Origin of the sequence: Micromonospora sp. DT46 (assembly GCF_049841735.1) — a bacterium.
GTDB lineage: Bacteria > Actinomycetota > Actinomycetes > Mycobacteriales > Micromonosporaceae > Micromonospora > Micromonospora reichwaldensis.
In genome coordinates this window covers 857881-884473 of record NZ_JBNCKW010000001.1, presented here as the reverse complement: position 1 = coordinate 884473, position 26593 = coordinate 857881, and the positions used below count along the sequence as shown (strand labels likewise).

The following is a 26593-nucleotide window of genomic DNA, read 5'->3' as shown; positions in this document are numbered from 1 at the left end:
GATGTCCGACACCTTGGCCGCCGATGGCGGCGGGATCTCCCTCACCGGAAACAACGTCACGTACGTCGTCATCGCCGCGGTCATCGCGCTGGTGGCGCTCGCCTTCGCCGGCGCGCTGACGAAGGCCGTACTGGCCGCCGGCAAGGGCACCAACAAAATGCAGGAGATCTCCGGCGCGGTCCAGGAGGGCGCCTCGGCCTACCTGCTCCGGCAGTTCCGGACCCTGGCGATCTTCGTGGTCATCGCCGTGGTGCTGCTCTTCCTGCTGCCGGTGCACGGCACCGACGGCAGCGAAGTGGCGGTGAAGATCGGCCGATCCGTCTTCTTCGTCGTGGGCGCGCTGTTCAGCGCGTTCATCGGCGGCGCCGGCATGTGGCTGGCCACCCGGGCCAACCTGCGGGTCGCCGCCGCCGCCCGGGAGCGCGAAGGCGGCCGGGAGGCCGCGATGAAGATCGCCTTCCGCACCGGTGGCGTGGTCGGCTTCCTCACCGTCGGCCTCGGCCTCTTCGGCGCCGCGCTGGTCGTGCTGTTCTACCGCAGCGACGCGCCGACCGTGCTGGAGGGCTTCGGCTTCGGCGCCGCGCTGCTCGCCATGTTCATGCGGGTCGGCGGCGGCATCTTCACCAAGGCCGCCGACGTCGGCGCCGACCTGGTCGGCAAGGTCGAGCAGGGCATCCCCGAGGACGACCCGCGCAACGCCGCCACCATCGCCGACAACGTGGGCGACAACGTGGGTGACTGCGCCGGCATGGCCGCCGACCTCTTCGAGTCGTACGCGGTCACCCTGGTCGCCGCGCTGATCCTCGGCCGCGCCGCCTTCGGCGAGGAGGGCCTGGTCTTCCCGCTGATCGTCTCCACCATCGGTGTGCTCGTCGCGATCGTCGGCGTCTTCATCACCCGGCTGCGCGCCTCGGACCGCAACGGCCTGACCGCGATCAACCGGGCCTTCTACATCTCGGCGGTGCTCTCCGCGGTGCTGGTGGCGATCGCCACGTACGCGTACCTGCCGGCCACCTTCGCCGAGCTGGAGGGCGGGCTGACCGACGTCAGCGAGAACCCGCGGACGGTCGCCATCGGCGCGGTCGTCATCGGCATCGTGCTGGCGGCGGCGATCCAGGCGCTGACCGGCTACTTCACCGAGACCAACCGGCGCCCGGTGCAGGACATCGGCAAGAGCTCGCAGACGGGCGCCGCCACCGTCATCCTCGCCGGCATCAGCATCGGCCTGGAGTCGGCGGTCTACTCGGCGCTGCTGATCGGCGCCGGCGTGTTCGGCGCGTTCCTGCTCGGCGGCAGCTCCATCACGCTCTCGCTGTTCGCCGTGGCGATGGCCGGCACCGGCCTGCTCACCACGGTCGGCGTGATCGTCGCGATGGACACCTTCGGCCCGATCTCCGACAACGCCCAGGGCGTGGCGGAGATGTCCGGCGACATCGACGAGCACGGCGCCCGGACGCTCACCGAGCTGGACGCGGTCGGCAACACCACCAAGGCGATCACCAAGGGCATCGCGATCGCCACGGCGGTGCTCGCCGCGACGGCGCTGTTCGGCTCGTACACCGACACGCTGCGCACCGCGTACTCGGACGCCGGAGTGGGCGACGTCGGCACCGAGATCCTCAACTCGCTGAACGTGGCGAACCCGCGCAACCTGGTCGGCCTGATCATCGGCGCCGCGGTGGTGTTCCTCTTCTCCGGCCTGGCCATCAACGCGGTCTCCCGCTCGGCGGGCGCGGTCGTGATGGAGGTACGCCGGCAGTTCCGTGAGCTGCCCGGCATCATGGACGGCACCCAGCGCCCCGAGTACGGCAAGGTCGTCGACATCTGCACCCGGGACGCGCAGCGCGAGCTGATGACCCCCGGTCTGCTCGCCATCCTCGCGCCGATCGCGGTGGGCTTCGGCCTCGGGCCCGGCGCGCTGGCGGCGTACCTGGCCGGTGCGATCGGCGCCGGCACGCTGATGGCGGTCTTCCTGTCCAACTCCGGCGGCGCCTGGGACAACGCCAAGAAGCTCGTCGAGGACGGCGCGTACGGCGGCAAGGGCTCCGAGTCGCACGCCGCCACGGTCATCGGCGACACCGTCGGCGACCCGTTCAAGGACACCGCTGGCCCGGCGATCAACCCGCTGATCAAGGTGATGAACCTGGTCTCACTGCTGATCGCGCCGGCCGTGGTGGCCTGGAGCGTGGGCGACGAGCGGAACACCGCCCTGCGGGTGGGGATCGCCGTGGTGGCGACGCTGATCATCGCCGCGGCGGTGGTGTTCAGCAAGCGCAAGGGCGTGGCCATGTCCGACGCCGACTCCGGCACGGGTGCGGGCAGTCCGGACCAGCGGCCGGAGACGGTCAACGCCTGATCCGTCCGACATCGGAGGTCCCCGGTCGGCCCGCGCGGCCGGCTGGGGACCGCCCGTGCCACCCGGCAAACCTGTCCGGTGCCCGGACTCGACAGAGGCCGTACGCTGCAACGCATGCGCACGTGCCGGGCGGCAGCCGCCGGAAAGCTCACGGTGGTCCTGGCCACGCTCGTTCTCGTGCTGGCCGGATGCGGCGGCGGCACCAACTCCCGGGCGTGGGCGGCGTCGGTCTGCACCGCGCTCACCCCGTGGCGGGCCGAGATCAGCAAGCTGACCAGCAGCACCGACCAGCAGATGACCGCCCAGACCACCCCGGCGCAGGCGAAGGAGAACCTGGTGCGGCTCTTCGGCGGCGCGGAGCAGGCCAGCGAGACCGCCCGACGCAAGGTCGAGGAGGCCGGCGTACCGGACGCCGAGCGCGGCGAGGAGGTCTCGGCGGGCTTCCAGGCCTCGCTGGCGAAGGTGCGCGACGCGTACGGCAGGGCCCGCGACACCATCGACGGGCTGGGCACCGGCCAGCCCACCGTCTTCTACGACGGCGTCCGGGCCGCCGTGGAGACCCTGAACAAGGAGTACGACGCCAGCGCGCTCGACACCAGCCAGCTCAACTCCGAGGAGTTGAAACGCGCCTTCGACGAGGTGCCGGAGTGTCGCTGAGCGGGACCGGTGACCCGTCGGGCGGCGAAGCGCTGCCGGTGCTCTTCCCGGCCCCCACGGACCGGGTCGCGCCGGTCGCCCGCCGACCCGTACCGCCCCCGCCGGCCGACGCCGACGAGTCCGCCCGGCAGCTGACCTTCTTCGGCGCGGAGGCGGCGGACCCGTCCATCGCCGATCTCGCCGGGCTGCTGGCCGGCCCGGGCGAGGCGGTCCGGATGGGCGGCACCGCCCGGCTCTCGATCGTGGTCGACGCGGCCTGGCGGGTGCACGTCCTCGTCGCCGAGCTGGCGCTGCGCGGGGTGGCGGCCACCTGGGAGGCGACCACCGACGGGCGGCACGCGGTGCGCACCTCGTACGCCCGCACGCTGAAGCCGCTCGCGGCGGCCTGGCTGCGCGGTACGGGCAAGCGACCGCCCGCCGGCTTCCACCTCAACGGGCGGCGGCTGCGGCTCTGGCTCGCCGCGGCGGGAGCCGCCGAGCCGTCCGGCTTCCTGCTCCGGCTCGGCGCCGCCGACGAGGAGTGCTGGGGGCCGGTCGCCGGGGCCCTCGACGCGGTCGGCCTGTCCGGGGCGCTGCTCGGGCCCGGCGAGGGCGGGCCGGCGTACCGGATCACCGGCCGGCGGCGGCTCGCCCGCCTGGCCGAGCTGGTGGGCGACCCGCCGCCCGCCGCCCCCGCGACCGACTGGCCGGCCCGCTCCTGACCGCCCGTCGGCGCCCGCCTCGTCGCGCCGGTCGGGCCTGTCCGATGAGGGACAACAAGTGCGCAATTTCGCGGAAAACAGCCGGGTGGCGCCTCGACCGAGGGCCCGCCATCGTCACAGTGTCCCGCCCAGCGGCACACGCACGGTGTACGGTGGCGCCGTCCGGCACGCCCCGCCGCCGGCGGAGAAAGAGGCCGCCCCGCCGGGACGGTTTGCCGCCCGCGAAACCCGAAACGCGGACGGCGCGTTACGTTGGACATCCGGGCCGCCGGGGGTCGGCGGGCCGAGAGTGGCCCGAACCGGGCGCCGGTGGCTGCGAGCAGGAGTGAGGTCGGGGAGAGACGTGCCGAGCAACGCTGGAACCACCCGTCTGGTCATCGTCGAGTCACCGGCGAAGGCCAAGACGATCTCGGGCTATCTCGGCCCGGGGTACGTCGTGGAGGCCAGCTTCGGCCACGTCCGGGACCTCCCGCGCAACGCCGCCGACGTGCCGGCCAAGTACAAGGGCGAGTCGTGGGCCCGGCTCGGGGTGGACGTCGACAACGGCTTCCACGCCCTCTACGTGGTCTCCGCCGACCGCAAGCAGCAGATCAGCAAGCTGGTGAAGCTGGCCAAGGAGGTCGACGAGATCTTCCTGGCGACGGATGAGGACCGCGAGGGCGAGGCGATCGCCTGGCACCTGGTGGAGACGCTCAAGCCCAAGGTGCCGGTCAAGCGGATGGTCTTCCACGAGATCACCAAGCCGGCCATCCAGGCCGCGGTGGCCAACCCCCGCGAGATCGACCGGGACCTGGTCGACGCCCAGGAGGCCCGGCGCATCCTCGACCGCCTCTACGGCTACGAGGTCTCGCCCGTGCTGTGGAAGAAGGTCATGCCGAAGCTCTCGGCGGGCCGGGTGCAGTCCGTGGCGACGCGGATCGTGGTGGAGCGCGAGCGGCAGCGGATGGCCTTCCGCACGGCGGAATACTGGGACATCCTGGCCACCCTGGCCGTGACGGACGCCGGCGAGGGGCCCCGCAACTTCAACGCCACCCTGGTCGCGCTGAACGGCGACCGGATCGCCACCGGCAAGGACTTCGAGCCGACCACCGGCCGGGTGAAGGCCGGCGCGGGCGTGGTCCACCTCGACGCCGGGGGCGCCCGGGGCCTTGCGGCCCGCCTGGAGGGCCGGCCGTTCACCGTCACCCGGGTCGAGGAGAAGCCCTACCGCCGCCGCCCGTACGCGCCGTTCATCACCTCCACCCTCCAGCAGGAGGCGGCCCGCAAGCTGCGGTTCTCGTCGCAGCAGACGATGCGCACCGCGCAGCGGCTCTACGAGAACGGCTACATCACCTACATGCGTACGGACTCGGTGAACCTGTCGGAGACCGCCATCACGGCGGCCCGCCGGCAGATTGTCGAGCTGTACGGCGAGCGCAGCGTGCCGCCGGAGCCGCGCCGCTACACCGGCAAGGTGAAGAACGCGCAGGAGGCGCACGAGGCGATCCGCCCGGCGGGGGACAACTTCCGCACCCCGGGCGACGTGGCCAAGGAGCTCTCCGCCGAGGAGTTCAAGCTCTACGAGCTGATCTGGCGGCGCACCATCGCCTCGCAGATGACCGACGCCGTCGGCTCGAGCGTCTCGGTGCGCATCCGCGCCGTCTCCTCCGCCCAGGAGGAGGCCGACTTCGGTGCCACCGGCAAGACCATCACCGACCCGGGCTTCCTGCGGGCGTACGTCGAGTCCAGCGACGACGAGAACGCCGAGGCCGAGGACGCCGAGCGTCGCCTGCCCAACCTGGTCAAGGGCCAGCCGCTCACCGCCGACGAACTGGCCGCGCAGGGCCACCACACCCAGCCACCGTCGCGCTACACCGAGGCGTCGCTGGTGAAGGCCCTCGAGGAGCTGGGCATCGGCCGCCCGTCGACGTACGCGTCGATCATGCAGACGATCCAGGACCGCGGCTACGTGACCAAGCGCGGCCAGGCGATGATCCCGACCTTCCTGGCCTTCGCCGTGATCGGCCTGCTGGAGCGGCACTACCCGCGCCTGATCGACTACGACTTCACCGCCAGCATGGAGAACGAGCTGGACGAGATCGCCGGCGGTGACCACGCCGCCGTCGACTTCCTCACCGCGTTCTACTTCGGCGGCGCCAACGGCGCCGGCGACCGGGACATCGCCCGCTCGGGCGGGCTGAAGAAGCTGGTCACCGAGAACATCAACGAGATCGACGCGCGCAGCGTCAACTCCATCCCGCTGTTCACCGACGACGAGGGCCGCGAGGTCGTCGTGCGGGTGGGCCGCTACGGGCCGTACCTCCAGCGGGCGGTGCCGGGCGAGCAGCAGGCGCCGGCCGCCGAGGGTGAGGAGGGCGGTGGCCAGGGCGACCGGGCCCCGATCCCCGAGGGGCTGGCGCCGGACGAGCTGACCCCGGAGAAGGTGCACGAGCTGTTCCTCGGCGGCGGGGGCGAGCGCAAGCTCGGCGACGACCCGGCCACCGGTGAGCCGATCCTGCTCAAGTCGGGCCGCTTCGGCCCGTACGTGGCCAGTGGCGAGCGCAAGTCGTCGCTGCTGCGCTCGCAGTCGCCGGACTCGCTGACCTTCGACGAGGCGCTGAAGCTGCTGAGCCTGCCCCGGCTGATCGGGGTGGCCCCGGACGGCGCCGAGGTCCTGGCGAACAACGGCCGCTACGGCCCGTACGTCAAGCAGGGCGACGAGTTCCGCTCGCTGGACTCCGAAGAGAAGATGTTCACCGTCACGCTGGACGAGGCGCTGGCCCTGCTGTCCGCCCCGAAGGCCCGCCAGCGCCGCGCCGCCGCGCCGCCGCTGCGGGAGATGGGCGTCGACCCGCTGACCGAGAAGCCGCTGGTCATCAAGGACGGCCGGTTCGGCCCGTACGTCACCGACGGCGAGACGAACGCGTCGCTGCGGCGCGGCCAGACCCCGGAGGCGCTGAGCATCGAGGAAGCCTCCGAGATGCTCGCCGAGAAGCGGGCGAAGGGGCCGGCGCCGAAGAAGAAGGCCGCCGCGAAGAAGGCGCCCGCGAAGAAGGCCACGGCGGCGAAGAAGACGGCCGCGGCGACCAAGTCGACGGCGGCGAAGAAGACCACGACGGCCAAGGCCACCACCGCCAGGAAGACCCCGGCAAAGAAGGCGGCCCCGAGAAAGGCCACCACCCCCAGCCCCGACTGACCCGATCCCGGACTGACCCAGGCCGGCTGGGCTGGAGATCTTGGTACGAGCGTGCCCCTTGGAGGGCGTGTTCGTACCAAGATCCGACGTAGCAGGGTGAACAACACGCCCAGTAGCCCGGTGAACAATGCAGCCGGGGCGCCCGGCGGCCGGTTGATGGCGCCGTCAGTCGACGGTGCTGGTCAGTACGAGTCCATCCAGCCCGCGGCTCGCAGGGCTGCTCGGAGCTGGGCGACGACGGTGCGCGAGTCGTTGCGGACCGCCCAGGCGGGGAAGCGGAGCACCCGGTCACCGTCGATCCACAGGTCGTTCTGCCGGCGCATGTCCGTCCAGGCGGTGGCGGGGTCGAGGTGCTGCCCGCCGTCGATCTCCACGTGCACCCGCCACTGCTCGAACCATGCGTCGAGGTAACGCCGGCGGCCCGCAGAGTCGTATCGGACGGCCTGCCGGGACGGGTCGGGCAACCCGGCTCGTCGGACCAGGTCGAGGAAGTCCAACTCGGCCAGGGAATGCGCGCCTCCGGCGGCGTCCGCGGCGGTCTGCCGGATCAGGTTCCGGCGCCGGATCCGGGGCATGGCGTCCAGGACCAGGTGCAGGTCGTCGCCGCCGACGAGGCGTTGCTGAAAACCGGCGGCGATGATCGCCCGAGCCTGCTCGTCGGTCGCCGCCCACTGCGCCGCGTCGACCAGCGACCGGGCGGGCATGGTGCGGGGCGGCTGCCCGACGTGCAGCACGTCCTCCTCGCCGAGCAGGGTGGTCCGGTGCAGGCGTACGCCGGGTGGCAGGGCGCGGCTCTGGTGCGCGGCCGGCAGGAGCACGTCCACGATCCGGCTGTCGTGACCGCGTAGGCCCCAGGCCTGGGCCGCTGTGAGTCCGCCGAGCATCGCGGCCGGCCCGGCGGCGAGCACGGCGATCCATCGATGCTGGGCGGGACCGACCGGACCGTTGTGCGCGACGAAGACGGCACGGTGCACCTGGCGCCAACGACGGGTGGCGACCCGGTGCCGGATCGCCTTCGACGACAGATGGCGCCGGGCCTGGTCGAGGCTGATCACGTCTTCCTGATGGAACAGCAACCAGGTCAGCTCGTCGGCGTCGTCACGCGGCAACGCCCGCCGTAGCCCTGCCAGTGAACTCGGAGACCTCGCCACACCCGCACTCTGCCCACCCGGTGCCGCCCGTGTCCGCCCCTGTGGACGGCGGACAGATCTTGGTACCAGCGCGCCCCTCGGAGGGCGTGTTCGTACCAAGATCGCGGCGCTCGCTCTCGCGAGCGGCGAGCGAGCGGGGCCGCCGCGCGCCAGGGCGGGGGCGGTGTGTCAGCCGAGGGTTCGGGTCAGGTGGGGGTTGGTGAAGAGGTGGTGTGGGTCCAGGCGGGCGCGTAGCGCCTGGAAGTCCGCCCAGCGGGGGTAGGCCGTCGCGAGCGACTCCGCGTCGCGCCAGTGCAGCTTGCCCCAGTGGGGCCGGCCGCCGAGGCTCGCGGCGACCTGCTCGAAGGCCCGGAAGTACGGCTCGTACGGCATGCCGACGTACTGGTGGACGGCCACGTACGCCGACTCGCGCCCGTAGCCGTGGGAGAGCCAGATGTCGTCGGCGGCGGTGAACCGCACCTCGACCGGGAAGAGCACCTTGAACGGCAGCCCGTCGACGATGCGCCGCAGCGCGTCGAGCGCCTCGGGCAGGGCGTCGCGCGGCAGGGCGTACTCCATCTCCATGAAGCGGACCCGGCGCGGGGTGCAGAAGACCTGGTCGGAGCGGCCGGTGTAGCGGCGTTCGGTGAGTGCGCGGGCGGAGACGGCGCTGATGCCGGGGGCGAGCGCCGGCACGGCGCGGCCGAGCCGGCAGGCCCCGGCGAAGACGGTGTTGGAGAGGAACTCGTCGTCCAGCCAGCCGCGCCACCGGGGCAGTGGCCGGTCGTCTTCGGGCACCCGGTCGTTGGCCTTGACCTGCACTCGGGCGGTGTACGGGAACCAGTAGAACTCGACGTGGTCGTGCCTGTCGATCAGCGCGGGCAGTTCGTCGAGCACGGCCGCCAGCGGCGCCGGCCGCTCGTGGGCGCGCAGCACGAAGGCGTCCACGCAGCGCAGGGTCACCTCGACGAGCACCCCGAGCGCGCCCAGCGACACCCGGGCGGCGGCGAAGACGTCGGGGTGCTCGTCGGCGGAGCAGCGCAGCACCTCGCCGGTGCCGGTGACGAGGGTGAGCGCCTCGACGAACGTCGACAGGCAGCCGTAGGCGGCGCCGGTGCCGTGGGTGCCGGTGGAGATCGCGCCGGCGATCGTCTGTGCGTCGATGTCGCCCAGGTTGGGTAGGGCCAGGCCGTGTGCGGTGAGCAGTTCGTTGAGTGCGCGCAGGGTGATCCCGGCCGGTACGGTGACCAGTCGGCGGTCGGCGTCGACGCGTACCCCGGTGTCCAGGTGGGTCAGTTCCATGCGTCGTCCGTCGGTGATCGCGACGCCGGTGAAGGAGTGGCCGCTGCCCACCGCCCGGATCCGGTCCCCGGCCGCCGCGGCGGCGCGGACGGCCTCGGTGACGTCGGCGAGGGAGGCGGGGCGCAGGATGGTGGTGGCGGTGGCGCGTTGGTTGCCGGCCCAGTTGGACCAGGCTGCCAGGGTGGGCGGTGTGGTACCGGCCATGCGCACTCCTCCACATGAATGTGAACTGACTTCATATCAGCAACGTTGTCGCAGGTAAATACCGCAATCGAGGTTTGCTCGTTGTACCGGTAGTCACGAACCCGTGACGTGCAGATATGTTCATCCGTCGAAGGGGGGTGGCGAGTGTCCACACCAGCCGCCACAGCCGGGCCGCTGCGCCGCGTACCGGTGCAGGGTCGAAGTGTCGCACGGGTCCAGCGGATGCTGGACGCCTGTGCAGAACTCGTCGACGAGGTGGGGTACGAGGGTCTGACCACGACCCTGCTCGCCGAGCGTGCCGAGGTGGCGATCGGGTCGGTCTACCAGTTCTTCCCGGACAAGCGGGCGATCGTGCAGGCGCTGACCCTGCGCACGATGGAGTCCTACCTCCAGCGGCTCGACGAGCGGTTCGCCTCCGACGACCTGACCCACTGGTGGGACGGGGTCGACGCGGGCATCGACGAGTACATCACGATGCACCGCACCGTTCCGGGATTCCGTACCCTGCACTTCGGCGACGTGGTCGACCTGCACCTGCTCGACGAGCAGCGGGACAACAACGGCGTGATCGCGGACCAGTTGGCCCGCGTACTGGCCGAGCGCTTCGGGCTCGACGTCCCCGACCTCCGGTTCCACCTGGAGATCGCCGTGGAGGCGGCCGACGCGCTGATCAAGTTGGCGTTCCGCCGGCTGCCCGAGGGCGACGACCGGGTCCTGGCCGAGGCGAAGGCGCTGATCAGGGAGTACCTGCACCGCCAGGTCGACGCCCCGGCCGACGCCAACCAGTCCGGCTGACCCGGCCGACGGCCGACCAGCCGGGCCGCGGTCGACCAGCCCGGCCGGCGGGCGACGGCGATCAACCCGGCCGACGGCTGACCAACCCGACGGAGGGCCTCGCCGACGCGGGCGCAAGCTGGCGGTGCCGCGCTGGTCGGCCGGATCAGAGGAAGGCGTGGCCCTCGCCCCGGTAGGTGGGCACGGTGGCCACGACCGCGTCCCCCTCGATCAGGTGCAGCTCGTTGACGCGCTCGCACAGCTCGCCGGCCTTGGCGTGCCGGAACCAGACCCGGTCACCGACCCGCAGCGCGCTGGCCGCCGTGCCGGCCAGCGGGGTCTGCACCTCGCCGGCCCCCTCGGTGCCGATCAGCTTGAGGCCCTCCGGCAGCCACGGCCGGGGCAGCCGGCTGTCCTCGGCCGGGCCGGAGGCGATCCAGCCGCCGCCGAGCACGGTGGCCAGGCCGGGCCCCGGGCGGCGGACCACCGCGCAGGCGAAGGCCGCCGCCGGGGTGGGGCGCCAGGCGCGGTACGCGTCGAACAGCGTCGGTCCGTACAGGCCCGATCCCGCGGTGACCTCGGTGACCGCGGGATCGGCGCTGGTCGCGGCCACGCTGCCGGTGCCGCCGCCGTTGACGAACTCCAGGTCGGCGTGTTCGCGTACGGCGGCTACCGCCGCGCCCCGGCGGGCCAGCAACTCGCGGTACGACCCGCGCTGGGCCAGCCGGATCGCGGAGCCGAGCACCGCCCGCCCGGGCGGCGCGTCGCCGAGGCCGGCGATCTGCGCCTCGTACGCCATCAGCCCGACCAGCCGGAAGCCGGCGCGGTCGGCGACGGTGGCGGCGAGCGTGCCGGCGGCCCGGGCACTGTGCACCGGCGAGCGGCGCACCCCGACGTGCACCCGCCCGCCCAGCGGTCGCCAGGAGGCGTCCAGGTCGAGGCAGACCCGCAGCTCGGGGCGGCGCCCGGGCGGGCACACGGCGTCGACGAGGTCGAGCTGGTCGGTGCCGTCGATCATCAGCGTGACGGCCGCGGCGAGCGCCGGGTCGGCGGCGAGCGCGGCGAGTGCCCCCCGGTCGGCCGTGGGGTACGCCACCAGCGCGTCGTCGGTCACGCCGGCGCGGACCAGCCAGAGCGCCTCGGGCAGGGTGAAGGCCATCACGCCCCGCCAGCCGGGACGCCCCAGCGCCCGGCCGATCAGGTCCCGGGCGCGGACCGACTTGCTGGCGATCCGGACCGGCTTGCCGTCGGCCCGTTCTGCCAGCGCGGCGGCGTTGTCGTCGAAGGCCGCGAGGTCCACGACGGCGTACGGCGGGTCGAGGTGCGCGGTCGCCCGGTCGAGGCGGTCACGAAGTTTGTCGCTTTCGATGGCCACGTGTGCACGCTAACTGTCTGGGAGCCAATGCGAAATACCCTCGCGTCTGTCCGGGCTGCGGGCGGTGGCTGCGGCGGCCTAGGCTCGACGAACAGGAGAATGTCGCGGCGGGGTGGGTCCCCGCCGGGTCTAGAGTGTTCCACCGGGACTGCCCAGCGATGGGCCGGCACGTGGAGGTACGGCCATCGAAAGCCAGTTCAACGGCGAGTCGCCCGGCGTGTCGTCGTCCTCGTCCAAGCCCAGCGGCGCCACCGAGAAGCCCGGCCCGGACCACTCCGGTTACGCCGCCATCCGCTCGGTGCTGCGGATCACCCCGTTCCGCCGGCTCTGGATCGTGCTCGGCGCGGCCTCCTTCGGCGACTGGTTCGGCCTGCTCGCCACCAGCGTCTTCGCCGCCTCCCAGGTCGAGGGCAGCACCGCCCAGGGCGCCGCGTTCGGTGGCGTGATCGCCATCCGGCTGCTGCCGGCGCTGGTGCTCGGCCCGGTCGCCGGCGTGTTCGCCGACCGGTTCGACCGGCGCTGGACCATGGTCATCTGCGACGTGCTGCGCTTCCTGCTCTTCGCCTCGATCCCGCTGGTCGCGTTGCTCGGGGCGAGCGGGCCGGTCGTGGTCGGCTGGGCGGCGATCGCCACCTTCCTGATCGAGTCGATCACGCTGCTGTGGATCCCGGCCAAGGAGGCCGCGGTCCCCAACCTGATCCCGCGCGCCCGGCTGGAGGCCGCCAACCAGCTCACGCTGATCACCACGTACGGCCTCACCCCCATCCTCGCCGCGCTGATCCTCGCCGCGCTCGACGGCATCGTGCGGGGGGCCACCGGGGGCTCGACGCCGGACTGGGCCGCGCCGGCCGACCTGGCGCTCTGGTTCAACGCGTTCTCCCGGCTGGCCACCGCGCTGGTGGTGGCGTACGGCATCAAGGAGATCAGCCAGGGGCAGTCCGCCGAGACGGACCGCACCGAGCAGAGCATGATGCGCCAGTTCAAGGAGGGCTGGCGCTACATCGGCCAGACCCCGCTGGTCCGCGGCCTGGTGCTCGGCATCTTCGGCGCGTTCGCCGGCGGCGGCATCGTGATCGGCACCGCCAAGTTCTTCGCCACCTCGCTCGGCGCCGGTGACGCCGCCTTCTACCTGCTCTTCGGCGCCATCTTCGTCGGCCTCGCGCTCGGCATCGGGCTCGGCCCGATGATCGTCAAGGAGATGTCCCGGCGGCGCTGGTTCGGCATGAGCATCGTGCTGGCCAGCGCATCGGTGATGGCCCTGGCGTTCGCCATCCACCTCTCCATGGCGATGGTCGGCGCGGTCCTGGTCGGCGCGGGCGCCGGCATGGCCTTCCTCTCCGGCACCACCCTGCTCGGCGGCGAGATCGCCGACGAGGTGCGCGGCCGGGTCTTCGCGGTGGTGCAGATCGGCACCCGGCTGGTGCTGATCCTCGCGATCGGCCTCAGCAGCCTGCTCGCCGGCGTCGGCGGCTCGCGCCGGCTGGAACTGGCCGACCTGGGCGTGTCGATCTCGTCCACCCGACTGCTGCTGCTCGCCGCCGGCGCCGCCGGCATCTTCGCCGGGATCAGCGCGTTCGGGCAGATGGACGACAAGAAGGGCGTTCCCGTCCTGGCCGACCTCTGGGGCTCGATCCGGGGACGCCCGCTGATGCCGGCCGAGCCGTTCGTCTCCGCCGGCCTCTTCGTGGTCTTCGAGGGCGGCGAGGGCGCCGGCAAGTCCACGCAGCTCGCCGCGCTCGCCGAGCGGCTGCGTGGGCAGGGGCGCGACGTGGTGGTGACCCGCGAGCCGGGGGCCACCGCCGTCGGCGAGCGGATCCGGTCGCTGCTGCTCGGCGCGCCCGGCTCCGACGTGCCGTCGCCGCGCGCCGAGGCGCTGCTCTACGCCGCCGACCGGGCGCACCACGTGGCCACCGTTGTCCGGCCGGCGCTCGTCCGGGGCGCGGTCGTGATCAGCGACCGGTACGTCGACTCGTCCCTGGCGTACCAGGGGGCAGGGCGGACGCTCCCCGTCGACGAGGTCTCCTGGCTCTCGTCGTGGGCCACCGGCGGGCTCAAGCCCGACCTGGTGGTGCTGCTGGACGTCGAACCGCACACCGGCCTGGCCCGGGTGGCGGCGCGCGCCGAGGCGGCCGACCACCTGGAGGCCGAGTCCGTCGCCTTCCACGAGCGGGTCCGCTACGCCTTCCTCGACCTCGCCGCCGCCGACCCGAAGCGCTATCTGGTGCTCGACGCGTCCCGCCCGGTCGAGGAGATCACCGGGCAGGTGGCCCGGCGGGTCGAGGAGATGTTCGGCAGCCCCGGCGGCATCGTGCACCCGCGCCCCGCGCAGGGACCGGACACCTCGGTGCAGCCGGAGTTATCCGAATCGGAGCTGGTACCGATGGAGCGCCGGACCTGATGCCCGACGTCTTCGCCGACCTGGTCGGGCAGGACGAGGCGGTCGACACGCTGCGCCGGGCCGCCGCCGCGGCGTCCGCCGTGCTGCGCGCCGCCGCCCCGCCCACGACCGACGCCGCCGGGGACGAGTTCGACGCGCTCGCCGACGAGGCCGACGGCGGTCAGCCGGCGCCCGTCGTCGACGCGGGGGCGGGGATGACGCACGCCTGGATCTTCACCGGGCCGCCCGGGTCGGGCCGGTCGGTGGCGGCGCGGGCCTTCGCCGCCGCCCTCCAGTGCGCGTACGGCACCGGCTGCGGCGGGTGCCCCGGCTGCCACACCACGATGACCGGCACCCACGCCGACGTCCGGATGGTGGTGCCGGAGGGGCTCTCCATCGGCGTCAACGAGATGCGGGCGCTGGTGCTGCGCGCCGCCAGCACCCCGTCCGGCGGGCGCTGGCAGGTGGTGGTCATCGAGGACGCGGACCGGCTCACCGAGGCGGCCGGCAACGCGCTGCTCAAGGCCATCGAGGAGCCGCCGCCGCGGACGGTCTTCCTGCTCTGCGCCCCGTCGACCCACCCGGACGACATCTCGGTGACCATCCGGTCGCGCTGCCGGGTCGTACCGCTGGTGCAGCCCGCGCCGGAGGCGGTGGCCGAGGTGCTGGCCCGCCGGGACGGCGTCGCGCCCGACGTGGCGCGCTGGGCCGCGGCGGCGGCGCAGGGGCACGTGGGACGGGCCCGCCGGCTGGCCCGCGACCCGGAGGCGCGCACCCGCCGGGAGGCGGTGCTCGCGGTGCCGCGCCGGCTGACCGGCGTGGGTGCCGCCTTCGACGCGGCGTCGGCGCTGATCGAGGCGGCCGAGGCGGAGGCCGAGGCGTCCGTCGCGGAGACCGCCGCGGCCGAGCGGGCGGCGCTGGAGACCGCGCTCGGTGCCGGTGGCACCGGGCGGGGCGCGGCCGGCGCCATCCGGGGCGCCGCCGGGCAACTGAAGGACCTGGAGAAGCGGCAGAAGTCCCGGGCCACCCGGGCCCAGCGGGACGCGCTGGACCGGGCGCTGGTCGACCTGGCCGGCTTCTACCGCGACGCGCTCACCATGGCGCTGCGCGCCCCCGTCGCGCCGGTGCACACCGACACCGCCGCGCTGGCCGGGGCGGGCGCGCAGAAATGGGACGCCGAGGGGGCGCTGCGCCGCCTGGAAGCGGTGCTGGAGTGCCGGGCGGCGATCGAGGCGAACGTCAAGCCCCGGATCGCCGTCGAGGCGATGATGCTCTCGCTCTGGAAGGGCTGAGCCCGCCGACCGGACCGCCCGAGCCGGGGCTTCAGCGGCCGACCCGCCCCCGGAGTCCCGGCGGCCGGACCGGTTGTCCACAGGCATCGACAGGCGCAATTGCTGTGCGGTACGGTCCGGTGTGCCGCCGTGACGGTGGCAGCACGCACAGTGATTTTCCTGTTCCGGGAGGGGTCCGCCGATGCCGCGGGGGGAGATCGACGAGGCCTGGATCGAGGAGGCGGTGCGGCGCTACCGCCGGATCGAGTCCCTCCAGACCGAGTTCGACCAGGCGGTGTCGACCGTCGAGGTCACCGTGCGGTCGCCCGACGGGCTGGTCGAGGTGGTGGTCACCGCCGGCGGGCGGATCACCGACGTGCGCTTCCTGGGCCCGCTGCACACCCGCAACCCCCGCGACGTCGCCGGCTCGGTGCAGGCGGCGGTCACCGCGGCGGCCGACGCCGCCCAGTGGGCCCGGGAGAAGCTGCACAACGAGACCTTCGCCGCCTACCGGCCGCTGGCGGGAGCCTGAGATGGAGAGCCTGCGCGCCCTCGCCGCCCGGCTCGACGAGGCGAGCGAGACCATGACCGCCATGTCCCGCACGGTCACCGCCGGCGACCCGGCGCAGGCCGCGTTCGGCGTCGACGCCCCCGGCCGGCCCGGGGAGATCGGGCGGGCCCTGCACCGGCAGTGGACCGCCGCCACCGGCGACCGGGCCCGGGAGGCGCACGTCGCCGCCCAGCGGCTGGCCGCCGCCGCAGCGGCGGTGCGGGCCGCCGCCGACCACTACGCGGACGTCGACCGCGCCGCTCGCCACCGGCTGACCGGGGAGGCGTGATGGACGCGCTGGACCGGCTCGCCGAGCCCGGCCTCGACCTGCTCCGCCGGGTCGACACGCTGCTCGCTGCGGGGGCCCCCGAGGGGCATCGCGTGTGGCCGCTGCTGCGCCGGATGCAGGTGCTCCCCGGCGAGGCCGTCCGCAACTTCCTCGACCTGCATCCGGCACCGCTGGCCGCCGCCGGCCACACCGCGCGCCGCCTGATGCGGGGCTACGACGACGCCTGCGCCGCGCTGACCGACCCATTGCTCTGGTCCGGCCCGGCCGCGTCGTCCTACGGGCAGGCCCGGGCGGCCCTGCTGCGCCACCTCGACGAGGGGCCGGAGAGCCTGGTCGGCCGGCTGGAGTCGACGGCCGGCTACGCCGACGCGCTCGCCGACTGGGTGGAGGGCAGCCGGCTCGCACTGGCCCGGGCGCTCGCCGACGTCCTCCGGTGTGCCGAGGCGGTGACCGTGGTCGCCGCGACGTCGACGCCGGGCGGCGCACCGGGGCACCGGGCAGCCGCGGGTCCGGGCGCGACCGAGGCCGCCGAGATCGCCGCGCGGGTGCTGGCGGTGCTCTGCGTCGCGTACGACGGGGCCGAGACCCTGCTGCGCCAGTGGGCGCCGAGCCTCGCCGAGTCCCGCTGGCGGGCGCCCGTGGTCGACCGCCCCCGCTACGACACCCCCACCCGCGTCGGCTGGTGACGGACCCCGGATGCACGCGCGGTAGCCGGATGGCGACTGCCGGCCCGGCCGCCCCGGCCCGCGCGTCGTAGGGTGTGAGGCATGGGCATGCTCTGCGCGGTCAGCTTCCAGCGGTACGGGCGCCTCTACTACCTGGACCCGGGCGAGCTGCGTCCCCAGGTCGGCGACAAGGTGCTGGTGCCCACCGATGACGGGCCCGAGGTGGCCGAGTGCGTCTGGGCGGCGCAGTGGGTCACCGAGGAGACCGAGGGCTTCCCCCGGCTGGCCGGCCTGGCCGGCGAGGAGGACCTGCGTCGCGACGAGACGGTGCGCCGCCGCAAGGCCGAGGCCAAGGTCGCGGCGAAGCGGCTGATCCGGGAGCACGCTCTGCCGATGAAGGTGGTGGCGATCGACCACGTGCTGGGCGCTGCCGAGGGTGGTGGCGAGCGGAGCACCATCTACTTCACGGCCCCGCACCGGGTGGACTTCCGCGCGCTGGTCCGGGACCTCGGCGCCACCCTGCACTGCCGGGTCGAGCTGCGGCAGCTCTCCGCCCGGGACTCGGCGCGGGTGCAGGGCGGCATCGGCTCCTGCGGCCGGGACCTCTGCTGCGCCACCTTCCTCAACGACTTCGAGCCGGTCACCATCCGGATGGCGAAGGACCAGGACCTGCCGCTCAACCCGCTGCGCATCTCCGGCGCGTGCGGCCGGCTCATGTGCTGCCTCAAGTACGAGCACCCGCTCTACCAGCGGTTCCAGGAGTCGGCCCCGGCGATCGGCACGCGCGTGTCGACGCCGGAGGGCGACGGCCGGGTCGTCGGCCACAGCGTTCCCCGGGACTCCGTCACGGTACGTCTCGACGCTGACGGCTCCCGCTGTTCCTGCTCCCGCGCCTCGGTCTGCGGCCCCCGCCAGGCCCACGACCAGCACTACACCTCCTAGCCCACCCTTCCTCCACCCCCGCCTGCCCTGCCCCGGGGCAGGGTCAGGTGAGGGTGGTGGGGGGTTCGGCCAGGCGGGGGCGCAGCGGCCGCTTCGGAGCCAGCCAGGAGGACTCCGGGGACTGGTCGGGGTTGACCTGCCAGTCGCGGGACACCCGGTCGACGGCGATCGGGTAGATCGTCAGGGTCCCGTCGGGATCGATGCGCAGCCGCAGGAACGCCTTGGCGTCCTCGATGCCCTGCCCGGCGAAGAGTTCGTTGAGGTTCACCCCGAACGCGCCCGCCACCAGCAGGTACGCGGCCACCAACTGGCTCGCCACCAGCCCGCTCACCGGGCCGTAGAGCACCGCCGCGGCGACGGCCGGCAGCGGCCACGGCCAGTCGTAGAAGGGCAGGGCCAGCCACGCCCAGGTGCCGGCGGCGGCCAGCCCGATCTGGGCCAGGCCGTGGCCCACGCCGAGGATCCAGTGCCGGGCGTGCCGCTTGCCGCCGGAGCTGGGCGGCTTGGCGAAGAACGCCGCCGCGAGCATCGTGACGATCAGCATCGCCATCAGCGGCACGCTGAACAGCCGCTGGTCCGTCCCGCTCGGGTTGGTCGCGACGCCGGCCATCGCCAGCATCAGCAGCGTGTGCAGGGTGCCCAGCAGGGTGGTGAAGCCCGGGTTGCGCAGCGGCAGGCGGGGGAAGATCCCCCACGCGTACCGCCGGGAGCGGGCCTGCTCCGGGTAGCGGCCGGCCAGCTCGTACGGGTGGGAGGCGCTGGCCCGCCGGGCGAGGGTGTCGCGCGGCGGCACCTCGATGCGCTTTGGGAGCTGGTGCGTCGGGTAGAGGTACGCGCCGCCGCCCCCGCAGGTGATCAGCTGGCGGTCCGGGCCGGCGTAGCGGGCGTAGTGGTGCAGGTCGCCGGAGATCAGCAGCCGCACCTGGGCCCCGGTGGGCGCGACGATCGTACGGATGAAGTAGTCGATCGAGTCGTACGCCGTGGGGTGGTCGGCGGCCTTGACCCACGTCGGCGCCGGCACGGCCAGGATCACCCGGCTCTGCGGGCCCAGCCGCTCGGCGACCCGGTCGAAGTAGGTGAGCTGCGGGTCGTCCAGGTACGAGCCGGACTGGTCGTCGAGGCCGAGCAGCCACCAGCCGGCGGGCAGCTCCACCGCGAAGTACGAGCGGGACTGCCCGGTCTCCCAGCCGCCGAAGTGCCGGTCCCGGGACCGGACGAAGAGCCGCAGGAAGGCGGTCAGGCCGTCGTACCAGTCGTGGTTGCCGGGCACCGCGAAGAGCGTGGGCCGCTCGGGCGGGGTGACCGGCAGCGCGGCCTGGTAGGGCCCCTTGCACCGGTCCTCGTACGCCTCGAAGGCCGCCGACGGGTAGACCTGGTCACCGCCCATCACCAGGGTCTGCGCGCGGGGCAGCCGGTGCCCGTCCACCTCCAGCTCGGGCTGGGCGATCAGGTACGCCACCGAGTAGGTGGCGTTGAATCCGTCGCCCAGGTCGGCCACGTAGTCCAGCCAGAGCCCGCCGTCCGGCCCGACCTGCCGCGCGATGCCCGCGTCGAGGGAGTTCTGCAGCTCGCGCTTGTCCAGGTACGCCCCGAAGAGCATCGCCAGGAGCGTACGGATGCCGGTGCTGATCAGCAGGAACGGCGCGAGCCACGGCACCGGCTTGCGCGGGGTGAAGCCCAGCTCCCGGGGATCGGTGCCGCGTGGCCGGCGCGCCGCCCGCCCGCCCGCCGACTCGCTCGTGTGGGCACTCTCCGCCGCGCCGTCCTGCGGATCCACGTCGGGGGCGCGATCGTCGTTCACCCGCCGCAGCGTAGTCCCGGCCGACGGCGGTCGCTGTCCGGCGGACGACGGTTCGGGGTCGGATGTCCGGATGGGGAACCCGCTCGGCCCGCCGGCGGGTCGTGCCGTACACTTGCTGATCGTTGCCGCCTTAGCTCAGTCGGCTAGAGCGACGCACTCGTAATGCGTAGGTCGACGGTTCGATTCCGTCAGGCGGCTCGGTGAAGAAGCCCAGGTCAACGACCTGGGCTTCTTCGTTTCTCCAGGTCGGTCACGCCCGTCGAGATCCCGTCCGCACATGGCCCGCACCCCCGTGCCACGCCAAGCTGCCCGCGCAACGACCCGGCCCCGGGCACCGAAGGCCCGGGGCCGGGTCCTGGCCCGTGTGACTCTCCCAGCGGGTCGGATCAGACGATCTTGAGATTGGCCATCATGCCCATCGCGCTGTGGTCAACCATGTGGCAGTGGTACGGGTAGACCCCGCGCCAGGTGTCGAAGGTGGCCTGGAGCCGTACGCTCTGCCCGGGCCAGACGATCACAGTGTCCTTCAGGCCGGACTCGGTGGGATCGGCCGGTGCGCCGTTGCGGCCGAGCACCCGGAACTGCACCAGGTGCATGTGGAAGTTGTGCGGCATGAAGGCGTTGGCGTTGGTCACCGTCCACTCCTCGGTGCTGCCCCAGGCGATGGTGGTGTCGATCCGCGCCGGATCGAAGACCTTGCCGTCGATGTACGCCTGGTGCCCACCGGAGCCCGGCTCGTCCATCCGCAGCTCGATGTTGCGGCGCACGGTCGGCGTGGGCAGTGGAGGCAGGGTGCGCAGCCGCTGCGGTACCGAGGTGCGGTCCCGCCCCTTCGCCCGTACGACGTCGAAGCGCATCACCTGGCCTACCTGCTCGGCCGGGCCCGGCCCCATCAGGTTCTGCAGCACCACCGAGGTGCCAGGCTGGTAGCGGGCGAAGTCGATCACCACGTCGAGCCGTTCGCCGGGCGAGAACAGCAGGTGCTGCATGGTGACCGGTGCCTCCAGCAGGCCTCCGTCGGAACCGATCACCGTGATGTCCCCGCCGTCGGCGAGCCGCAGCAGGAAGAACCGCAGATTGCTTGAGTTGACCAAACGGAAACGATAGCGGCGGGCCTGTACCTCAAAGCGCGGCCACGGCCGCCCGTTGACCAGCAGGGTGGTCCGGTTGTCGGCGTCGTCCATGGTCCAGACCAGCTGAGCGTTGGCGTCCAGGTGCGCGTCGCGTAGCACCAGCGGGACGTCGAACCGGCCGCGGGGCAACGGGAGCGCCGTCTCGGTGCGGTCGGTGAGCAGGTAGAGGCTGGACAGGCCCCGGTAGAGGTGCTCGGCCTCCATGTGGTGGGTGTGGTCGTGCATCCAGAGCGTGGCGTGCGGCTGCCGGTTCGGATAGTTGTAGACCCGCTCGCCGCCGGGCGGAATCGTGGCGTCGCCCGAGCCGTCGTCGCCGGGGGCGGTGGCGCCGCCGTGCAGGTGCACCGCCGTGGGCATGTCCAGCCGGTTGCGCTGGCGTACCACCACCCGCCGACCCGACGTAGCGCGGATCGTCGGGCCGGGCAGGTCGCCGTTGTAGGTGTACACCTCGGTGCGGGTGCCCGGCACGATCTCCAGGCGCCTGCGGTGCATCGTGACCGAGTAGTAGTCGGTGGTGGCGGTCCGCAGCACCGGGCGCAGGGTCTGCGGCACGGTCAACGGGACGGTGAACGGGGTCACGGGCGGGGGCGTCGGGGAGGCTACCCCTGCCGCTGCGGGGGCTGCGCCCAACCTTCCGGCGAGGCTGGCCAGGCCGCTGGTCGCCCCGATGATGCCCGACGCCGCACCGAGGCGCAGCAGTTGACGACGAGTGGACAAGTTGGTCCCTTCCCAGGATGTTCGCGAGAGTTCCCGCAGGCGCCGGCGGCTGGCGGACCGGACGGTCGTCGCAGGCACGATGATGCCGGCAATCACACAGAGAGGTGACCCCTATCGGCCGCGCACCTGGAGACGCTCTGCGGGTCGAATGCCCCTATGGATGGCAGGGCGGGTGGGCGTGACGGGTGCGGGGAGATGCCGGTGGATCTCGCGGGCGACGACGGGCCGCCGAGGTGGCGAGGCGTGTCGTACGGTCGACGCATGCCCGCACCCGATGACGTCCTGGCCGCCCTCCGCGACTTCGTGGCCCGCGTCGACGCCCTCGATCCGGCCGCCGCGCCGCAGGGCGAGCTGGTCGTCGGCCTGCGGGGCGTGGAGTCGCGGCTGGCGCTGAGCGCCCCGGTCGCCCGCGCCCTGGTGGAGGCGTTGCGGGCGTACCACGACCCGCGCGACCGGGGTCGCTGCGACCACTGCGGCGGCGGGCGACTCGACGACAACTTCCTGTGCGGAGACTGCGGCCGACCCAGCGGGCTGTTCGGCCAGTTGGTCTCCGAGCGGGCCGCCCGGCACCCGGAGCAGGGCGCGGTCCCGGCGGCGCCCGCCGCGGGCGGCCGGCACGCCCGCGCCGACGGTCGCTGACCCCGGCGGGCCCGACCCGACCGCGCGGTGCCGCGGCCCTGCCGGCGGCGACCACGGCCGGGAGGCATGGCGTACGTCGGCGACCCACGACTTTTGTCGGTCCTCGTCGCTACCCTCCCGGCGTGACTGATCTGGTGGATGGCGTGCGGGTGCCGAGCGTCGAGGAGGAGGCCCGGTTCTGGGCCCTCATCGAGGCGGCCTGGGAACGGCTCGGCGACGAGCCCGCCGCGCTCCGGCGCGCGCTGCCGACGCGGGACCCGGCAGCCGGCGACGAGGGCCTCTACGCCATCGACGCGTGGCTCGACCGGTTCCTCGACAACCTGCGCCAGCTCGCCGAGGGACTGTCCAGCCGGGAGCTGACCGACCTGGACCGGGTGCTCGAGCGCAAACTGCACGACATCGACCGGGCCGACGTGCACGAGGTGACCGACGGCTCCGACGACGGTTTCCTCTACTCCCGGGGCCACATCGTCGCGCTCGGGCGGGATTTCTACGAGGCGGTGCACGCCGATCCGACCGTCGCTCTGCCCGACACCGCGTACGAGGCCATGTGCTACTTCTTCGCCAGGCTGCACAGGGAGCGCTTCGGCGCCTGGCCGGAGACCGGCTCGGGCATCTCCCGCGAGTCCTGCACCAACCCGGCCGGCTGGAGCGCCTGACACCACGCCCGCCACGGCGGGGGCAACCAGGAGTTCCGCGCGACGGCCCGCACACTGACCGTACGCAGTCGTCAACCCTCCGGAGGCAGCCTCATGCAGTACGCACCCGTCGTCGTCGCCCTGCCGATCGCCGACCGCCCCACCTCGTACCGCTTCTACTCGGAGGGGCTCGGCCTGGAGGCCATCGGCGAGTTGGCCGAGGACGGCATCCCCGAGCCCCTGCAGTACGCCGTCAACGACGGCCTCCGCGTCATGCTGGTGCCCACCGGCGGCTTCGGCTGGGTCATCGGCGACCACGAGGTGGCCCCGCGCGGGCAGAGCGAGTGCCTCGTCAGCCTCCCGGCCGCGACGCCGGCCGAGGTCGACGAACTCGTCGGGCGGGCCCGGGCCGCCGGCGCGCAGGTCGTCGTCGAGCCGGCTGCCCAGCCCTGGGGCTACACGGGCACCTTCGCCGACCCGGACGGTCACCTCTGGACGGTGCAGGCCGACGGGCGCTGACGCCACCGACCGGACCGAGACGAGCGGACGGCCCGGTTCGCGGGGAACCGGGCCGTCCGCCGACAGGGGCAGGTGTGCGGGGAGATCAGAGGGTGCGGTGCGGGTAGCCGGCGGTGCCGGGCTCCGGAACGACCTCGACCTCGGTCACCACGTACTCCGTGTCGGTCGTCGTGGTGGCCGGCCGGTCGTCGGCGTCGGAGCGGCGCTTCGCCGCCGCGGCGGCTCCGGCGGCTGCGGCGGCCCCGGCCACGGCGGCGCCCGCCGCCACGGCCTTGCCGGACACGCCGGCGCTGCCGCTGTCGCCGCGGGTGGCGGCGGCATGCTCGACGCCCGGGGTGCCGACACCGAGGCCGCTGTCGACCGAGCCGCGCCAGGCGCCGCTCTCGACGCCGCGCTCCTCGATGTACGTCTTGAACTTCCGCAGGTCGGATTCCGCCTGCCGCTCGATGATGTTGAGCTTGTCGCCGGCCTTCTCGAGCAGGCCCTCGGGCTCGTACTCGAGGTGCAGGCTGACCATGGTGCGGTCGGCGTCGACGGGCTGGAAGTAGACCGCGCCGGCGTTGGTCACACCCTCGGTGGCCGCCCAGGCCACCTTCCGGTCGGGCACCTGCTCCAGCACCCTGGCGTCCCACTCGCGCTGGACGCCACCGATCTCGGCGACCCAGTGCATGCGCCTGTCGTCGAGCTGGCGCACCTCACGGACGCCCCCCATGAAGCGGGGGAACTCCTCGAACTGCGTCCACTGGTTGTACGCGGTGCTGACCGGAACCTGTACTTCGATGGACTTCTCGACCTTCGTGGTCATGGGCAATCCTCCTCGTCAGGTTGAGCCGTCATCGTCGACGAAACTCCTACCCCGACCGAGGGCACTCAACCGCCGGACCTGCCGACACACCACATCGGAGGGCCGCCGATCGCCCGTCGGGGCCGGTCAGTCGGCCTGCTCGGGGAGCCCGTGAAGGCGGCGTACCGGGGAGAAGGCGACCCACAGCACCCCGGCGAGCGCGCCCGCCGTCGCGATCCACAACGCCGGCCGTACGCCGAGGGCGGTGCCGAGCGCGCCGCCGAGCAGCGCGCCGATCGGCCGGATGCCGTAGTTGATGGTGCGCCGGGCCCCGGCGATCCGCGCCAGCAGCGCCTCCGGGGTCAGCGCGGTCTGCACCGAGCCGACCGTGATGTCGAGCAGCATCACCCCGGCGGCGGAGAGGAACTCGGCGGCGAAGAGCATCCCGACCATCAGCGGTGTCGGCCCGCCGGCGAGGGGGATGAGCACCAGGGGGGCGGGGAAGAGGACGAACCCGGCCAGCAGGGTCGGGCCGACGCCGAAGCGGCGGACCAGCCGGCCGGTGAGCGCCGCCCCGATCAGGCCGCCCACCGCCCCCGCGCCCAGCACGGCGCCCAGCAGGCCGGGCGCGAGGCCCAGCTCCTGCGTGGCGTAGAGCACGAAGAGCGCGATGAACATGAAGTTGAACAGGTTGATCGTGGTGGTGCCGAGCACGGTCGCGCGCATCATCGGCGTCCGCGCGATGAAGCCCAGCCCGGCGCCGAGGGCCAGCCCACCGCCGCGCGCGGGTGCCGGCTCCGTCGGCCGGATGCGCACCAGGAAGTACGCGGACAAGACGTACGACAGCGCGTCGGCGACCAGGGCGATCGGCGCGGTGAGCACCTGCACGAGGACGCCGCCGATGCTCGGCCCGGCCACCAGGGACATCGCCCGGCTGCCGTTGATGAGGGTGTTCGCCTCGACGTAGTCGGCGCGCCCGACCACGGAGACGAAGAGCGGCCCCCGGGCGACCTCGAAGATCACGGCGAGCGTGCCGACGGCGAAGGCCGCCAGGTAGAGCTGCGGCATCGTCAGCAGGTCCAGCATGTACGCCACCGGCACGGCGGTGAGCAGCAGCGCCCGCCCGAGGTCCGTCAGGATCATGAGCCGGCGCTTGTGCGGGTACCGGTCGACCCAGGCGCCGGCGAGCAGCGAGAAGAGCAGGTTCGGGGCGAGCGCGGCGGCGGTCAGGTAGCCCATCTCGGCGGGGGTCGCCTCGAAGACCAGCACGGCCAGCAGCGGCAGGGCCAGGGTGGAGATCTCGTCGCCGAAGTACGAGACGGTCTGCGCCGACCAGTACCGACGGAACACGCGCTCGCGCAGCAACCGGGGCAGCGGGCCGCGCCGGGCGGGACCGTCGGGTGGGGCGGCAACCGGGACGCCGGTCGCCTGACCGCTCATCGGTCGCTCTCCTGCTCACCGAGGTCGCGGGCAACCGGTCCGCTGACCGGAAGCTCCCCGTCACCGCCACCGTCACCGTCCCCGCCGCCGGCGCCGGTGGTGGCCGCGTTGGCGTGGTCGGTGGTCGGGCTGGCTCCGGCGACGGCCGTGTTGGTGTTGGCGGTGGTCGGGCTGTCATTGGTGGTGGTGGTAGGGCCGGTGGCGTCGGCGAGGGCATCGGTGGGTGGCGGGTCGGCGAGGAGGGCCAGGCGGATGAGGCTGACCTTCCGGCTGCCGGCCGGACGCTTCGCCGGGTCGGCGATCCGGTCGTCGTACTCGGTGACCAGGGCGTCGATCCGTGCCCTGAGCGCGGCCATCTCGTCGACGGTGACGTAGACCGGCCGGTCGGCGAAGCCGGTGACCGCCCGCCAGGCCGTCGACTCCTCGGCGCGTCGGGCCAGGAACTCCTCGGCCTTGCGGACGTAGAGGGCGAGCTGGACGGCGCTCAGTTCGTCGACGGCCGCGCGGGTCTGCGGGTCGTCCGAGACGTCGTCCCAGGAGGTGTTGAGGGCGGTGGCCCGCCAGGGCCGCTCGCGGGCGTCGGCGCCGGGTGCCCGCTCGGCGAGCCCGTACTTGGCGAGCTGCCGGAGGTGGAACGAGCAGTTCGGGACGCTCTCGCCGAGCCGCTCGGCGGCCTGGGTCGCAGTCATCGGGCCCTGCTGGCGCAGCAGACCGATCAGCGCCATCCGCAGCGGGTGTGCGTACCCGCGCAGGGCCTTGGGGTCGGAGAGTTTCACCTCGGGCAACGACATACCCTAAAGCTATCTTTATAAAGAACCCTTTAGCAACACCACGGCCGCCACCACGTATGACCGACACCCACCCGCCGATGGCCGCCCAACACCGCATCAACCGGAGGTGATCAGGACGCCATGGACGTCAAAAGCACCCCTTGACGTCCATGGCGTCCTGATCACCAGGGGCCCACTGGGGTGGGTGCCCTGGCGGGTGGCGCGGTGGGGGCAACGGCGTGCCATCTGCGGCGGGTGGCAGCGCGGTGTCTCACCCGCGCGGGCAGCCAGGGGACGCGGCCCGGGAGACATGGCCCAGTGCAGGGGAGGGCTCAGGAGCTGACGGCGAGGTGTCAGGCGTGGGCGAGCGAGGGCTCAGGGGCC

The 26593-nt window shown here is 73.3% G+C and carries 21 protein-coding genes, 1 tRNA gene and 1 pseudogene; 15 read left to right on the top strand and 8 right to left on the bottom strand.

Translation table 11 applies throughout. The annotated features are described in order from the left end of the window. Window position 1: 1 nt before the first annotated feature. From ACLQ20_RS04135 to topA, 4 genes are all read left to right on the top strand, one after another. Complete coding sequence (locus tag ACLQ20_RS04135) at window positions 2-2356, top strand: sodium-translocating pyrophosphatase (RefSeq protein ID WP_151453428.1); 2355 nt, start codon at window positions 2-4, stop codon at window positions 2354-2356. Window positions 2357-2470: 114 nt separating this feature from the next. Then, window positions 2471-3013 (top strand): hypothetical protein, encoded by a 543-nt coding sequence (locus ACLQ20_RS04130; protein ID WP_151453429.1) that lies wholly within the window; start codon window positions 2471-2473, stop codon window positions 3011-3013. Continuing rightward, window positions 3004-3714: a hypothetical protein gene (locus ACLQ20_RS04125; RefSeq protein WP_370518914.1), complete on the top strand. Its 711-nt coding sequence runs from the start codon at window positions 3004-3006 to the stop codon at window positions 3712-3714. Before ACLQ20_RS04130 ends, ACLQ20_RS04125 begins: the two co-directional genes overlap by 10 nt. A 343-nt stretch (window positions 3715-4057) precedes the next feature. Next, complete coding sequence (topA, locus tag ACLQ20_RS04120) at window positions 4058-6889, top strand: type I DNA topoisomerase (RefSeq protein ID WP_425854210.1); 2832 nt, start codon at window positions 4058-4060, stop codon at window positions 6887-6889. A 182-nt stretch (window positions 6890-7071) separates the two neighbouring features. On the opposite strand, the gene ACLQ20_RS04115 is transcribed toward topA, so the two are convergent. Continuing rightward, window positions 7072-8040, bottom strand: coding sequence for a DUF559 domain-containing protein (locus ACLQ20_RS04115; protein ID WP_425854208.1), 969 nt, complete (start codon window positions 8038-8040; stop codon window positions 7072-7074). A 168-nt stretch (window positions 8041-8208) separates the two neighbouring features. Continuing rightward, on the bottom strand, window positions 8209-9525 hold the full coding sequence (locus ACLQ20_RS04110; protein WP_425854207.1) for a D-arabinono-1,4-lactone oxidase: 1317 nt from the start codon (window positions 9523-9525) through the stop codon (window positions 8209-8211). Window positions 9526-9747: 222 nt separating this feature from the next. On the opposite strand from ACLQ20_RS04110, the gene ACLQ20_RS04105 reads away from it, so the two are divergent. Next, window positions 9748-10320, top strand: a complete 573-nt coding sequence (locus ACLQ20_RS04105; RefSeq protein ID WP_151453433.1) for a TetR/AcrR family transcriptional regulator — start codon at window positions 9748-9750, stop codon at window positions 10318-10320. Window positions 10321-10465: 145 nt separating this feature from the next. Here the strand turns inward: ACLQ20_RS04105 and ACLQ20_RS04100 are convergent, their stop codons facing one another. After that, complete coding sequence (locus ACLQ20_RS04100) at window positions 10466-11674, bottom strand: amino acid deaminase/aldolase (RefSeq protein ID WP_425854204.1); 1209 nt, start codon at window positions 11672-11674, stop codon at window positions 10466-10468. 334 nt (window positions 11675-12008) lie between these two features. On the opposite strand from ACLQ20_RS04100, the gene tmk reads away from it, so the two are divergent. From tmk to ACLQ20_RS04070, 6 genes are all read left to right on the top strand, one after another. Further along, on the top strand, window positions 12009-14072 hold the full coding sequence (gene tmk / locus ACLQ20_RS04095; RefSeq protein WP_370518917.1) for a dTMP kinase: 2064 nt from the start codon (window positions 12009-12011) through the stop codon (window positions 14070-14072). Beyond that, the gene (locus tag ACLQ20_RS04090) at window positions 14072-15343 is read left to right on the top strand and encodes a DNA polymerase III subunit delta' (protein ID WP_425854203.1); all 1272 of its coding nucleotides are present in this window, start codon (window positions 14072-14074) and stop codon (window positions 15341-15343) included. Before tmk ends, ACLQ20_RS04090 begins: the two co-directional genes overlap by 1 nt. A gap of 181 nt (window positions 15344-15524) precedes the next feature. After that, window positions 15525-15854 (top strand): YbaB/EbfC family nucleoid-associated protein, encoded by a 330-nt coding sequence (locus tag ACLQ20_RS04085; protein WP_121397041.1) that lies wholly within the window; start codon window positions 15525-15527, stop codon window positions 15852-15854. Window position 15855: 1 nt separating this feature from the next. Further along, entirely contained in the window at window positions 15856-16161 is a 306-nt protein-coding gene (locus tag ACLQ20_RS04080; protein WP_425854201.1) for a hypothetical protein, read from the top strand. Then, window positions 16161-16847: a hypothetical protein gene (locus tag ACLQ20_RS04075; RefSeq protein WP_425854200.1), complete on the top strand. Its 687-nt coding sequence runs from the start codon at window positions 16161-16163 to the stop codon at window positions 16845-16847. The genes ACLQ20_RS04080 and ACLQ20_RS04075 overlap by 1 nt, the downstream gene beginning before the upstream one ends. An 81-nt stretch (window positions 16848-16928) precedes the next feature. After that, the gene (locus ACLQ20_RS04070; protein ID WP_151453437.1) at window positions 16929-17768 is read left to right on the top strand and encodes a PSP1 domain-containing protein; all 840 of its coding nucleotides are present in this window, start codon (window positions 16929-16931) and stop codon (window positions 17766-17768) included. 43 nt (window positions 17769-17811) lie between these two features. Here ACLQ20_RS04070 and ACLQ20_RS04065 read toward each other — a convergent pair whose 3' ends face one another. After that, on the bottom strand, window positions 17812-19545 hold the full coding sequence (locus ACLQ20_RS04065; RefSeq protein WP_151457090.1) for a metallophosphoesterase family protein: 1734 nt from the start codon (window positions 19543-19545) through the stop codon (window positions 17812-17814). 148 nt (window positions 19546-19693) lie between these two features. On the opposite strand from ACLQ20_RS04065, the gene ACLQ20_RS04060 reads away from it, so the two are divergent. Then, window positions 19694-19767, top strand: a tRNA-Thr gene (locus ACLQ20_RS04060). Between the two features lie 188 nt (window positions 19768-19955). Here ACLQ20_RS04060 and ACLQ20_RS04055 read toward each other — a convergent pair. Continuing rightward, window positions 19956-21419 (bottom strand): multicopper oxidase family protein, encoded by a 1464-nt coding sequence (locus ACLQ20_RS04055; RefSeq protein WP_358114692.1) that lies wholly within the window; start codon window positions 21417-21419, stop codon window positions 19956-19958. A gap of 261 nt (window positions 21420-21680) precedes the next feature. Between ACLQ20_RS04055 and ACLQ20_RS04050 the strand changes: the two genes are divergently transcribed. The 3 genes from ACLQ20_RS04050 to ACLQ20_RS04040 all read left to right on the top strand — a co-directional run bounded on the left by ACLQ20_RS04050 (window position 21681) and on the right by ACLQ20_RS04040 (window position 23215). Next, window positions 21681-22058 carry a hypothetical protein gene (locus tag ACLQ20_RS04050; protein ID WP_327030299.1) on the top strand — a complete coding sequence of 126 codons (378 nt, stop codon included), beginning with the start codon at window positions 21681-21683 and terminating at the stop codon, window positions 22056-22058. 122 nt (window positions 22059-22180) lie between these two features. After that, window positions 22181-22717 carry a DUF4240 domain-containing protein gene (locus ACLQ20_RS04045; protein ID WP_151457087.1) on the top strand — a complete coding sequence of 179 codons (537 nt, stop codon included), beginning with the start codon at window positions 22181-22183 and terminating at the stop codon, window positions 22715-22717. A 93-nt stretch (window positions 22718-22810) separates the two neighbouring features. Next, complete coding sequence (locus tag ACLQ20_RS04040; protein ID WP_151457088.1) at window positions 22811-23215, top strand: VOC family protein; 405 nt, start codon at window positions 22811-22813, stop codon at window positions 23213-23215. 355 nt (window positions 23216-23570) lie between these two features. Here ACLQ20_RS04040 and ACLQ20_RS04035 read toward each other — a convergent pair. The 3 genes and pseudogenes from ACLQ20_RS04035 to ACLQ20_RS04025 all read right to left on the bottom strand — a co-directional run. Next, a pseudogene (locus tag ACLQ20_RS04035) lies at window positions 23571-24020 on the bottom strand (SRPBCC family protein); the annotation flags it as partial. A 126-nt stretch (window positions 24021-24146) separates the two neighbouring features. Beyond that, window positions 24147-25439: an MFS transporter gene (locus ACLQ20_RS04030; RefSeq protein ID WP_425854197.1), complete on the bottom strand. Its 1293-nt coding sequence runs from the start codon at window positions 25437-25439 to the stop codon at window positions 24147-24149. After that, a complete protein-coding gene (locus ACLQ20_RS04025) occupies window positions 25436-26230 on the bottom strand; it encodes a helix-turn-helix domain-containing protein (RefSeq protein ID WP_425854196.1) in 795 nt (264 codons plus the stop codon). The genes ACLQ20_RS04030 and ACLQ20_RS04025 overlap by 4 nt, the downstream gene beginning before the upstream one ends. Window positions 26231-26593 lie beyond the last annotated feature (363 nt).